Below are 12,857 nucleotides of genomic sequence, written 5' to 3' on the forward strand. Positions count from 1 at the left end.
TGCGCCCCCGACGGTTCCCGTCGGCGCGCGCCGCAGGTGTCGGATGCGGGAGTACTCCACCTGACGACAAGGAAAACCAGCCCTCCCCGGGCTCACGGAGGTAATTCCCTTGGCTGCTGCGCGCAACGCAACTTCCACCACCACCACCAAGAACGGCCGCGGGGCATCCCGCCTCTCGTTCGCCAAGATCTCCGACACGCTGACGGTCCCCGACCTTCTGGCGCTGCAGACCGAGTCGTTCGACTGGCTCGTCGGCAACGAGGCGTGGAAGGCACGCGTCGCCGAGGCGCAGGCCGCCGGCCGCACCGATGTGCCCGAGATCAGCGGCCTCGAGGAGATCTTCGAGGAGATCTCGCCGATCGAGGACCTCGGCGAGACGATGCAGCTCTCGTTCACCAACCCCTACCTCGAGCCCGAGAAGTACTCCATCGAGGAGTGCAAGGAGCGCGGCAAGACCTACGCCGCCCCGCTCTACGTCGAGGCCGAGTTCATGAACCACCTCACCGGTGAGATCAAGACGCAGACGGTCTTCATGGGCGACTTCCCGCTCCAGACCGCCAAGGGCACCTTCATCATCAACGGAACCGAGCGCGTCGTCGTCTCGCAGCTCGTGCGTTCGCCGGGTGTCTACTTCGACAAGACGCCCGACAAGACCTCCGACAAGGACATCGTCTCGGCGCGCGTCATCCCGAGCCGCGGCGCCTGGCTCGAGTTCGAGATCGACAAGCGCGACCAGGTGGGCGTGCGCATCGACCGCAAGCGCAAGCAGTCCGTCACCGTCTTCCTCAAGGCCCTGGGCCTGTCGAGCGAGGACATCATGCAGGAGTTCGCGGGCTTCAGCTCGATCGAGGAGACCCTCGAGAAGGACACGATCCTCACCAAGGAGGACGCGCTCCGCGACATCTACCGCAAGCTCCGTCCGGGCGAGCAGGTCGCCGCCGAGGCCGCCCGCGCGCTGCTGGACAACTTCTACTTCAACCCGAAGCGCTACGACCTGGCCAAGGTCGGTCGGTACAAGATCAACCAGAAGCTCGGCATCGACAAGCCGCTCAGCGACTCGGTCCTGACCGTCGAGGACATCGTCGCGACGATCAAGTACCTCGTCCGCCTGCACCGCGGTGACGTCAGCTACGACGGTGTCCGCGCGGGCAAGCCCGCCGAGATCCGCCTCGACGTCGACGACATCGACAACTTCGGCAACCGTCGCATCCGCGCCGTCGGCGAGCTCATCCAGAACCAGGTCCGCACCGGTCTGTCCCGCATGGAGCGCGTCGTCCGCGAGCGCATGACCACGCAGGACATCGAGGCGATCACGCCGCAGACCCTGATCAACGTCCGCCCCGTCGTGGCCGCGATCAAGGAGTTCTTCGGAACCTCGCAGCTGTCGCAGTTCATGGACCAGAACAACCCGCTCGCGGGTCTGACCCACAAGCGTCGCCTCTCGGCGCTCGGCCCCGGCGGTCTCTCGCGTGAGCGTGCCGGCGTCGAGGTCCGCGACGTCCACCCCTCCCACTACGGCCGCATGTGCCCGATCGAGACCCCGGAAGGCCCGAACATCGGCCTGATCGGTTCGCTCGCATCGTTCGCGCGCATCAACGCGTTCGGCTTCATCGAGACGCCGTACCGCCGTGTCGTGGGCAACAAGGTCACCGACCAGATCGACTACCTGACGGCCGCCGAAGAAGCGGACTACGTCGTCGCGCAGGCCGGTGTCGAGCTCAACGCCGACGGCACGTTCGTCAACGACCGCATCCTCGCCCGTCGCGGTCAGGGTGGCGAGGTCGACCTGTTCCCGGTCGACGAGATCGGCTACATGGATGTCTCGCCGCGCCAGATGGTGTCGGTCGCGACCTCGCTCATCCCCTTCCTCGAGCACGACGACGCGAACCGCGCCCTCATGGGTGCGAACATGCAGCGTCAGGCCGTCCCGCTGCTGCGCAGCGAGTCGCCGATCGTCGGTACGGGTATGGAGGGCTACGCGGCCATCGACGCCGGTGACGTCCTCACCGCCGAGAAGGCCGGTGTCGTCTCCGAGGTCTCGGCCGACGTCGTCACCGTCCAGCTCGACGAGGGCGGCACGCAGGACTACTTCCTGCGCAAGTTCGACCGCTCCAACCAGGGCACCTCGTACAACCAGCGCGTCGTGGTCTCGGCCGGCGACCGCGTCGAGGTCGGCGAGGTCATCGCCGACGGCCCCGCCACGGAGAACGGCGAGCTCGCCCTCGGCAAGAACCTCCTCGTCGCCTTCATGACGTGGGAGGGACACAACTTCGAGGACGCCATCATCCTCAGCCAGGAGCTCGTGAAGAACGACACCCTCTCCTCGATCCACATCGAGGAGTACGAGGTCGACGCGCGCGACACCAAGCTCGGCAAGGAGGAGATCACCCGTGACCTCCCCAACGTCAGCCCCGACCTGCTGAAGGACCTCGACGAGCGCGGCATCATCCGCATCGGCGCCGAGGTGCGTCCCGGCGACATCCTCGTCGGCAAGGTCACGCCCAAGGGTGAGACCGAGCTGTCGGCTGAGGAGCGCCTGCTCCGCGCGATCTTCAACGAGAAGAGCCGCGAAGTCCGTGACACCTCGCTGAAGGTGCCCCACGGTGAGCAGGGCACGATCATCGCCGTCAAGGAGTTCAACGCCGAGGACGGCGACGACGAGCTCGGCTCGGGCGTCAACCGCCGCGTCGTGGTCTACATTGCCCAGAAGCGCAAGATCACCGCCGGTGACAAGCTCGCCGGCCGCCACGGCAACAAGGGTGTCATCGCGAAGATCCTGCCCGTCGAGGACATGCCCTTCCTCGCCGACGGCACCCCGGTCGACGTCGTCCTGAACCCCCTCGGCATCCCCGGTCGAATGAACTTCGGCCAGGTCCTCGAGACCCACCTCGGATGGGTCGCCAAGCAGGGCTGGAAGGTCGACGGTTCGCCCGAGTGGGCTGCGAAGCTGCCCGAGCAGGCCCGCGAGGCCGCGCCCGGCACGAAGGTCGCGACCCCGGTGTTCGACGGTGCGTTCGAGGAGGAGATCGCGGGTCTGCTCGACTCGACGAACCCCACCCGCGACGGCGAGCGTCTCATCGACAGCTCGGGCAAGGCGAAGCTGTTCGACGGTCGCTCCGGCGAGCCGTTCCCGGCTCCGATCTCGGTCGGCTACATGTACATCCTGAAGCTGCACCACCTCGTCGACGACAAGATCCACGCACGCTCGACGGGCCCCTACTCGATGATCACCCAGCAGCCGCTCGGCGGTAAGGCCCAGTTCGGTGGCCAGCGCTTCGGTGAGATGGAGGTCTGGGCGCTCGAGGCTTACGGTGCCGCATACGCACTGCAGGAGCTGCTGACGATCAAGTCCGACGACATCGTGGGACGCGTCAAGGTCTACGAAGCCATCGTCAAGGGCGAGAACATCCAGGAGCCCGGCATCCCGGAGTCGTTCAAGGTCCTCATGAAGGAGATGCAGTCCCTCTGCCTGAACGTCGAGGTCCTCTCGGCCGACGGCACCGAGGTCAACCTGCGCGACAGTGACGACGAGGCCTTCCGCGCAGCGGAGGAGCTCGGCATCAACATCTCCACCCGGTTCGAGTCGACGTCGATCGACGAGATCTGACCCGCACCGGCAACGAACAGAATTCCGACACAGGAGAATCAGTGCTCGAGTCACACACCTTCGATCAGCTTCGTATCGGTCTCGCCACCGCCGACGACATCCGTCGTTGGTCCTTCGGCGAGGTCAAGAAGCCCGAGACCATCAACTACCGCACGCTGAAGCCCGAGAAGGACGGCCTCTTCGGAGAGCAGATCTTCGGACCGTCCCGCGACTGGGAGTGCGCCTGCGGCAAGTACAAGCGCGTCCGCTTCAAGGGCATCGTTTGCGAGCGCTGCGGCGTGGAGGTCACCAAGTCCTCCGTCCGTCGTGAGCGCATGGGCCACATCGAGCTCGCCGCCCCCGTCACCCACATCTGGTACTTCAAGGGCGTCCCCTCGCGCCTGGGCTACCTGCTGGACATGGCGCCGAAGGACCTCGAGAAGGTCATCTACTTCGCCGCCTACATGGTGATCTCGGTCGACGAGGACGCACGCCACCGCGACCTGCCGACCCACGAGGCGAACCTCCGCCTCGAGATCAAGAACATCGCCGACCGTCGCGACGCCCGTGTCGCCGACCGCCTCCAGAAGCTGGAAGACGAGCTCGCCGCCCTCGAGGCGGAGGGCGCCAAGGCCGACCAGAAGAAGAAGGCCAAGGACGCCGCCGAGAAGGAGATGGCCACCATCCGCAAGCGCGGCGACGAGCAGGTCGCCAAGCTCGAGCGGATGTGGGACGAGTTCCGGGGCCTCGAGGTCGGTCAGCTCAAGCAGGAAGACGACATCTTCCAGGAGCTGCAGGACCGCTTCGGTCAGTACTTCGAGGCCTACATGGGCGCCGAGTCGATCAAGCGTCGCCTCGAGGCCTTCGACCTGGCCGCCGAGGCCGAGTCGCTGCACCTGCAGATCTCCGAGGGCAAGGGCCAGCGCAAGATCCGTGCGATCAAGCGCCTCAAGGTCGTCAACTCGTTCCTGTCGACCGGCATGAGCCCGGCCTCGATGGTGCTCGACGTCGTCCCGGTGATCCCGCCGGAGCTGCGTCCCATGGTCCAGCTCGACGGTGGCCGTTTCGCCACCAGCGACCTGAACGACCTGTACCGTCGCGTGATCAACCGCAACAACCGTCTCCGTCGCCTGATCGACCTCGGTGCCCCCGAGATCATCGTCAACAACGAGAAGCGGATGCTGCAGGAGGCCGTCGACGCCCTGTTCGACAACGGCCGCCGCGGTCGTCCCGTCACGGGTACCGGCAACCGCGCCCTGAAGTCCCTCAGCGACATGCTGAAGGGTAAGCAGGGTCGTTTCCGCCAGAACCTGCTCGGCAAGCGCGTCGACTACTCGGGCCGTTCGGTCATCATCGTCGGCCCGCAGCTGAAGCTGCACCAGTGCGGTCTGCCCAAGCAGATGGCGCTCGAGCTCTTCAAGCCGTTCGTGATCAAGCGCCTCATCGACCTCGGTCACTCGCAGAACATCAAGGCCGCCAAGCGTGCCGTCGAGCGCACCCGTCCCGAGGTCTGGGACGTGCTCGAGGAGATCATCCGCGAGCGTCCCGTGCTGCTGAACCGTGCGCCCACGCTGCACCGTCTCGGCATCCAGGCGTTCGAGCCGCAGCTCGTCGAGGGCAAGGCCATCCAGCTCCACCCGCTCGTCTGCGCCGCCTTCAACGCGGACTTCGACGGTGACCAGATGGCCGTGCACCTGCCGCTGTCGGTCGAGGCTCAGGCAGAGGCCCGCGTGCTGATGCTCGCCTCGAACAACATCCTCAAGCCGTCGGACGGCCGCCCGGTGACCCTGCCCTCGCAGGACATGATCATCGGTCTGCACCACCTGACGACCATCAAGGAGGGTGCTGCCGGTGAGGGCCGTGTGTTCGGCTCCGTCGGCGAGGCGATCCTGGCCAAGGACGAGGGCACCCTCGACCTGCAGGCCAAGGTCCGCATCCGCGTCCCGGGTCTGACGTTCCTCGAGGGCGAAGCGCCCGAGGGCTACGAGCGCCACGGTCTGGTGGATGCCTCGCTGGGTCAGGCGATCTTCAACGACACGCTCCCCAAGGGCTACCCGTTCGTCCGCGAGCAGGCCGACAAGGGCAAGCTGTCGCAGATCGTCAACAAGCTGGCCGAGGAGTACCCGAAGACCGAGGTCGCGGCATCCCTCGACCGGATCAAGGACGCCGGCTTCTACTGGGCCACCCGTTCGGGTGTCACCGTCGCCCTCAGCGACGTCCTCACGCCGCCGAACAAGAAGGAGATCGTCGCCGCCTACGAGAAGCAGGCCGCGAAGGTCCAGGGCCAGTTCGAGAAGGGTCTCACCACCGACGCCGAGCGTCGTCAGGAGCTCATCAAGATCTGGACCGAGGCGACCGACGAGGTCCAGAAGGCGATGCGGGACAACTTCCCGTCCGACAACACCATCAACCGCATGGTGAGCTCGGGTGCCCGTGGTAACTGGCTGCAGATCCGCAACATCGCGGGTATGCGAGGCCTGGTGAACAACCCCAAGGGTGAGATCATCCCCCGTCCGATCATCTCCTCGTACCGCGAGGGTCTGTCGGTGGCGGAGTACTTCATCGCGACGCACGGTGCCCGTAAGGGTCTGGCCGACACGGCCCTCCGTACCGCCGACTCGGGGTACCTCACCCGTCGTCTCGTCGACGTCTCGCAGGATGTCATCATCCGCGAGGAGGACTGCGGCACGACCAAGGGTCTCGAGTTCACGATCGCCGCTCCCGGCGCCGACGGCACGCTCGTGCGTGACGCCAACGTCGAGAACTCGGTGTTCGCCCGTACCCTCGCCGCCGACGTCGTCGACGCGCAGGGCACCGTCCTGGCCGAGGCCGGCGACGACGTGGGCGACGTCCTCATCGACAAGCTGGTCGCCGGTGGCATCGAGAGCATCAAGGTGCGCTCGGTCCTCACCTGTGACTCCGCTGTCGGTGTGTGCGCCAAGTGCTACGGCCGTTCGCTGGCCAGCGGCAAGCTCGTCGACATCGGCGAGGCCGTCGGCATCATCGCGGCCCAGTCGATCGGTGAGCCCGGTACCCAGCTGACGATGCGTACGTTCCACACCGGTGGTTCGGCATCGGCGGACGACATCACCCAGGGTCTGCCCCGTGTCCAGGAGCTGTTCGAGGCGCGTACCCCCAAGGGTGCGTCCCCGATCGCCGAGGCCGACGGTGTCATCAAGATCGATGAGACCGAGAAGGCCAAGAAGGTCATCCTGACCCCGGACAACGGTGACGAGCCGCACGTCTACCCGGTCCTCAAGCGCGCCACCCTCCTCGTCGAGGACGGCCAGCGTGTCGTGGTCGGTCAGCCGCTGCAGGTCGGAACGCTCGACCCCAAGGAGGTCATGCGCGTGCAGGGTGCCCGCGAGGTGCAGAAGTACCTCGTCGGCGGCGTGCAGGGCGTGTACCGCTCGCAGGGTGTGCCGATCCACGACAAGCACATCGAGGTCATCGTGCGCCAGATGCTGCGCAAGGTCACGGTCGTCGACCACGGCGAGACGGACCTGCTGCCCGGTGAGCTGGTGGACTTCAAGCGCTACCAGCAGATGAACCGCGAGGCTGTCGCGGCGGGCAAGCGTCCCGCCTCGGGTCGCCCCGAGCTGATGGGAATCACGAAGGCGTCGCTCGCGACGGAATCGTGGCTGTCGGCCGCATCGTTCCAGGAGACCACCCGCGTCCTCACGCAGGCGGCCATGGAGGGCAAGAGCGACCCGCTCGTCGGCCTCAAGGAGAACGTCATCATCGGAAAGCTCATCCCCGCCGGCACCGGCCTTGCGAAGTACCGCAACGTCGTGGTCGAGGCGACGGAGGAGGCCAAGAGCGAGCGGTACCCCAACCGCATCTTCGCCTCGGACGGCGCGTACAGCGACGCCGACCTGAGCTACGTCGACTTCGACAGCTTCTCGACCGACGACTTCACCCCCGGCAGCTACAACTGATTGAGGTGAGAGACGAGCGAGCTTGCTCGCTCGGCCGAGCCGGTTGAAGTTGTCGAGCGACGAAGTCGCGAGAACAACTGATCGAGGCGTGATCGTCTGACCGAAGGCCCCTGGGATCTCCCCAGGGGCCTTCGGCGTCGTCGGCGCGGATCGGTCGGGCCGGGCGGCTACCCTGGGACGCATGGCAGGGGTGGGAGGGCGCAACGCCGGCTTCGCGTGGTTCGTCGGCGTCGTGAGCGCGGCGATCGTCGTGACGCTGCTGGTGCTCGCCGTGCCGATGTTCCCTGCCGCCTCGCGATGGATCTCCGAGGCCGCGGGGGTGCCGCAACCCACGGCATCCGCTGCGGCGACCTCGGCCCCCGTCGGCTGCCGCGATCTCTACAACGAAGCGGCGTGGGCCGGTCTCCGGTGGACCGAGGGTGCCGAGATGGTCGCCTCGACGGATGCGCCGGTGTCGACGGCCGCCGACCTCGTGGCCGCACTCGAGCCGCAGGTGCTCGTCACGTGCACCTGGACCTCCGGGCGAGGCGAGATCTCCACGACGGTCGCGACGGTGCCGCCGGATGCCGGGGCCATCGCGACGGCTGCGTTGCCGCCGCTCGGGTTCGAGTGCGCCCCCGAGGGTGACCGCGTGCGCTGCTCGCGCACCGAGGGTGACCTGCTCGAGACGATCGAGGCCGGCGGCGGGCAGTGGGTGTCGACCTCGCAGCAGGCGTGGCATCCGACCCAGTACGCGGACGGCGTCGCCGCCGCGGTCTGGTCGCGCGCAGGCTGAGCGCTCAGCCCCAGATCGACCGGACGATCGCCGCCGTGTACCCCTGGGGTGCGAGGTTGGAGTACTGCGTGTCGATCGCCACGCCGTCGCGCCAGTAGACGGTGCGTCCGACCGGGAGCCCGAGCTCGTCGGTGCCGCTCTTCTCGCACCGCAGTCCCTCGTCCGGCTCGTAGCAGGTGTAGCCCTCATCGACGCCGAGCAGGTAGAGCGCATCGCGCGCCTCGCGTTCGGGGGAGTAGCCCACGACGGTGACGAGGCTCGTGCGGCTCGCGCCGGGGTCGGCCCACACGCACACGCGGCTGCTGTCGGGTCGGATGCCGCCGCCCATACCCGGTGCGTTGAGCGGGATGCCCTGCAGGGTGTCCAGGATGCCGGGGGCCAGGATGCTCTCGCAGTCCTTCGGCAGCGGCGTGGTCGAGGTCGACGGGCCGAACGGGAACTCCGCGATGGCGACGGGGGTGACGGTCGGGCTGGGTGTTCCGGATGCCGCATCCGTCGGCGCGGGCGGCACCGCGTCGGGCTCGGGGGCACAGGCCGTCACGGCGCCCGCGAGGGTGAGGGCGGCGAGGGCGCCGACGAGCGCACGGCGGATGCGGGGGCGTCGGCTCGACATGGGGTCCACGATACGTCTCGACCCGGACGCGGCGTCGAGACACGTCGGGGCGCCTCCGCGGCGGGTGCGGGCGCCGACGATACGCTCGCTGCAGCGGTGGCGCACGCCTCCGCGTGAGGAGTGACACCGCCATGAGCGACCCCCAGTTCGGCGAGCGGAACGAACCGACGCGCGAGCCTGCCTACGGCGAGCCCGTCGAGGAGCCCACGTCCACCGGCGAGCCCCGCGACGTCGACCACGTCGTCGGCAGCGCCAACGACAGTCTCGCCGAGGCCGAGGCCGCCTCGCGCACCACCGAGGACCGCCCGCGCGGTGACGCGGACTTCTCCGCGACCGACCGCGGTTCGGACCTGTCGATCGACTACGGCAAGTACAGCGAGCCCGACGCGCCCGTGACGGCGTCCGCCGTCGAGAGCGAGCCGCTGTACCGTCCGGCGGCGACGGAGACGGACTCCGAGGCATCCACCGCCCACACCGACGTCGTCGACGCGCCCGCGCGCCACGACGACGCCCCGGAGCCCGCCACGACCGCGGCTCCCGCCGCTGCTGCGGCGGCCCCGGCCGTCGCCACCGCGGCGTACACGCACGCCGACCAGACGCCGACGACGGTGACCTCGAGCGAGCCCGCCGCCTCAGGCGCGCCCACAGCGGTCTACTCGCAGCAGCCGATCTTCGTGCAGGCCCCCGAGGCGCCGCGCGCACGCGGCAACCGCGGTGCCGCCGGCGCGATCGGTCTCGTCGCCGCGCTGGTGTTCGCGCTCCTCTACCTGGCAGCCACGCTCGGCCTCGCAGCGCTCGACGAGCCGATCGCGGTCGCGGACCTCGGCAGCCGCACCCTCGAGATCCTCACCACCTGGGCGTTCTGGGTGCCGGTGGCGGTCTTCTTCCTGGGCTTCTGGATCCTCGGCGCCTTCATCAACCGCGGTCGTTGGGGTCTGTGGGTGGTCTTCGGGCTGCTCGTGGGCGCCGCAGCCTACGGCGGTCACCTGCTCGGCCAGCTGTTCCAGGCGCCGTTCTGGTCGATCGCGCCGTCTCAGGCTGCCCAGCTCATGGGGGAGCAGCTCCTCGCCCCGCTCGCCGTCATCGCCTTCGTCCTCGGTCGCGAGATCACGGTGTGGTTCGGTGCCTGGGTCGCGCGTCGCGGTCGTCGGGTGACCGAGCTCAACGACGAGGCCCAGCGCGAGTACGAGCGCACTCTCGAGGCCGGCCCGCAGCTCCAGCAGTACTGACAGGCGGCCGCGGCAGGTGTCGCCGTCCGCCGGTGTCGCGCCGCCGATCGCCGCGTTCTTCGCGACGATCGGATTCGCGGCGCTCGCGATCTTCGGCTTCGGCTTCACGAGCCTGCTGACCGACACCGACGTCCTGGCCGAGCCGGCGCTCGGCCAGGGCGCCGGGATCACGGCGATGCTGGTCGCGGCCCTCGTCTTCGCGGCCACCGGATACGGAGCGATCCGCCGCGGCCGCTACGTCGGGGCGCTCTGGGTGGCGGCCGCGACGCTGGCCGCCTATCTCGTCGGGATCGCGGCCGGCGGCATCCTGACGGGGGCGGACCCCGCGGTGGCGGTCGGTGCCGTCGGCGACTTCGCGGTGTCGTGGTACCTCCTCGTCCTGGCGGTGACCGCGGCCGTCGCGGCGTGGGCCGGGATCGCGCTCGGGCGCACGCGGGCGAGCAGACCGCAGTGGCCGTGGGAGCGCGCCGACGACGAGGAGTGAGGGGCGACGGCATCCGGAACGGCGGAAATGCCCCGATCGGCGCGGATCTCCGCGACAATGGAGCCGTGGAGCGCTCGCTCGAGACGCAAGTGGACCAGGCCGTCGAGGCCTGGCTGCGCTGGCTGCCGCGCTGGGAGCCGGCCACGCATCGCGGCCGGGTTGCGCCCTGCCGGCGGTGCCTCGGCTCTCCTGTCCTCTCGGCGGCGGGTCTCGGGTCCGACGTGCCGCACGGGGTGCAGCACGGTCTGTCGACCCGGATCAAGACGATCGTCGACAACGCCGTCGCGCACTACACCGCACGCAACCTCCCGATGCTGCAGGCCGAGCTGGACCAGCAGGCCGACCGCAACCGATCCCGCACCTACCGGCCCGCGGAGGGGCTCGAGCCGGAATTCGACGGCCTGCCGATGGACCCGGATCCCGTCCCCGGCGCCCCCTTCCTGTTCACGATCGCGGGTCTGGCGGATGAAGCGGATGCCGCGGTGCCCGCGCTCCCTCCGCTCACCGAGGACGCGAAGGCGGCGCTCCGTCAGGAGGTCCGCCTCGCCGACGAGTACGCGAGCATGGTGGGGCGCGAGGTCTGCACGATCCTGCTGCGGCATCGCCTCCGGATCCAGACGGCCGTGGCCCAGTACGTCGAGCCGCAGATCGCGGCACTGCTCGACGAGTTGACCCGGTCGCTCGACGCACCGTTCGATTCGGGCGACGGTCTTCCCGGGGTCTAATGCGGCTCCGCTCCCTTCCGCGGGGGCCGGTCCTGCTCACTTAGGGTGGGGGGATGATCACGGGTGTCGACAGCGGTGCGGGTGTCGTCCTGGGACTGCTCGCCTCCGTCCTCGGTGCGGCGGTGTACGTGTGGGTCGCCCTGGCACTCTCGGCCGCCTTCCGGAAGATGGGCGAGGAGCCCTGGCGTGCATGGGTGCCCCTCCTCAACATCGCCGTGCTGCTGCGCTGGGGCGGATTCTCGATGTGGCTCGCCCTCCTCGTCCTCGTGCCGGGTGTCGGCCCGATCGCCGTCTGGATCCTCCTGATCCTGACCGTGCACCGGCTGAACCCCGGTTTCGGTTACGGCGGCGGGATGACCGTCGTCGGGGCGCTCCTGTTTCCGGTCTGGGCGACGATCGTGGGGTTCGGTCCTGCCGAGTGGCGGGGCGCGCGCCCCGCCCATCTGCATCCCGATCCGGCGGCGCGGCCCGCGTCGCCTCCCTACGCGCCGTTCGGAACGCTCGGAACGGACTTCGGCGCGCCGTTGCCGCCGCCGCCCTTCCCGGCGCCCGCCCCTGCGCCGGGTGACGATGCGCGGCCGGGTCCTGCGGCCGCCCCGGCGTCACCAATTGCGCCCGAGCCCTGGGCGCCGCAGACCTCCGCGGCGGCGGCTCCCGCTGATGCGTCGACGCTCGGCGCCGATCCGGGGGCGACGGGGGAGCAGCCCGACCCGACCGCTCCGACGCCGACGATGCGTTCGGGCAGCGCGCTGCCGGAAGTCGCCGACACGTCCACGACCGCGCCGCAGGCGCCGTTCCCGCCGCAGGCCGCGCCTCACGCGCCCCGCGACGCGAGCCCTCCCGTCGCCGCCGCGCCGGGCATCATCTCGTCGGTGCCGGGGCGTGACGAGGCGCCCGTCACGCGTCTGCGCCCGCCGGCGTTCGGCGCCGACCGCGACGAACGCGACGTCTTCCCCGAGCTGACCGGCGAGGTGTCCGCCATCCCCGGCTCGCCGGCCGCGGGTGCTCCCGTGTCGGCGAGCTCCTCGGTCTCGGCGCAGGAGCGCGAGCAGCAGGAATCGGCCCCCGCGCCGTGGGGCGAGGACCTCGAGCGCACCGTCGTCGTGCGTCGGGGACACTCTCGGTGGGAACTCGTCCTCCCGGACGGCTCCACCGCCGACCTGTCGGGCGACGTCGTCATCCTGGGGCGCAACCCCGTCGCCGACCCCGCGCATCCGCGTGCCCAGCTCCTTGCGATCGCCGACCCGACGCGGACCGTGTCGAAGACCCATGCCCGCCTCGAGCGGCGCGGCGAGGTGTGGCGCATCGTAGATCTGGGCTCGACGAACGGCATCCTGCTGCCCAGTCCCCTCGGCACGGACGTCGAGGTCGAGCCGGGCGGGGCGGCGGAGGTGGCCGAGCGCTTCCTCCTCGGCGATGCGGCGCTCCGGCTGCAGCGGACGGATGCCGGTTCCTGACCGGCGGCGATCCGCACCTGAGCACTCGCGGTGAAGTCCGCCCTCGTTTG

Annotated in this window: 8 protein-coding genes; 7 read left to right on the top strand and 1 reads right to left on the bottom strand. The window is 69.4% G+C overall.

Annotated features, from left to right (window positions below; all coding sequences use genetic code 11):
- The first annotated feature begins 109 nt into the window (after nt 1-109).
- The 3 genes from rpoB to Q9S71_RS07345 all read left to right on the top strand — a co-directional run bounded on the left by rpoB (nt 110) and on the right by Q9S71_RS07345 (nt 8,299).
- Entirely contained in the window at nt 110-3,607 is a 3,498-nt protein-coding gene (gene rpoB / locus Q9S71_RS07335) for a DNA-directed RNA polymerase subunit beta (RefSeq protein WP_064003342.1), read from the top strand.
- A gap of 41 nt (nt 3,608-3,648) precedes the next feature.
- The gene (gene rpoC, locus Q9S71_RS07340; protein WP_311861463.1) at nt 3,649-7,524 is read left to right on the top strand and encodes a DNA-directed RNA polymerase subunit beta'; all 3,876 of its coding nucleotides are present in this window, start codon (nt 3,649-3,651) and stop codon (nt 7,522-7,524) included.
- Nucleotides 7,525-7,705: 181 nt separating this feature from the next.
- Complete coding sequence (locus tag Q9S71_RS07345) at nt 7,706-8,299, top strand: hypothetical protein (protein ID WP_311861464.1); 594 nt, start codon at nt 7,706-7,708, stop codon at nt 8,297-8,299.
- A gap of 4 nt (nt 8,300-8,303) precedes the next feature.
- Here the strand turns inward: Q9S71_RS07345 and Q9S71_RS07350 are convergent, their stop codons facing one another.
- On the bottom strand, nt 8,304-8,912 hold the full coding sequence (locus Q9S71_RS07350) for a hypothetical protein (protein ID WP_311861466.1): 609 nt from the start codon (nt 8,910-8,912) through the stop codon (nt 8,304-8,306).
- A gap of 131 nt (nt 8,913-9,043) precedes the next feature.
- Between Q9S71_RS07350 and Q9S71_RS07355 the strand changes: the two genes are divergently transcribed.
- The 4 genes from Q9S71_RS07355 to Q9S71_RS07370 all read left to right on the top strand — a co-directional run bounded on the left by Q9S71_RS07355 (nt 9,044) and on the right by Q9S71_RS07370 (nt 12,807).
- A complete protein-coding gene (locus Q9S71_RS07355; RefSeq protein WP_311861467.1) occupies nt 9,044-10,141 on the top strand; it encodes an ABC transporter in 1,098 nt (365 codons plus the stop codon).
- A gap of 16 nt (nt 10,142-10,157) precedes the next feature.
- Nucleotides 10,158-10,625 (top strand): DUF6121 family protein, encoded by a 468-nt coding sequence (locus Q9S71_RS07360; RefSeq protein WP_311861468.1) that lies wholly within the window; start codon nt 10,158-10,160, stop codon nt 10,623-10,625.
- Between the two features lie 65 nt (nt 10,626-10,690).
- Nucleotides 10,691-11,350, top strand: a complete 660-nt coding sequence (locus tag Q9S71_RS07365; protein ID WP_064003465.1) for a hypothetical protein — start codon at nt 10,691-10,693, stop codon at nt 11,348-11,350.
- Between the two features lie 53 nt (nt 11,351-11,403).
- Complete coding sequence (locus Q9S71_RS07370; protein WP_311861470.1) at nt 11,404-12,807, top strand: DUF5684 domain-containing protein; 1,404 nt, start codon at nt 11,404-11,406, stop codon at nt 12,805-12,807.
- Nucleotides 12,808-12,857 lie beyond the last annotated feature (50 nt).

This window comes from Microbacterium gawkjiense, assembly GCF_031932225.1.
In the GTDB taxonomy this organism is placed as follows: Bacteria; Actinomycetota; Actinomycetes; order Actinomycetales; family Microbacteriaceae; genus Microbacterium; species Microbacterium gawkjiense.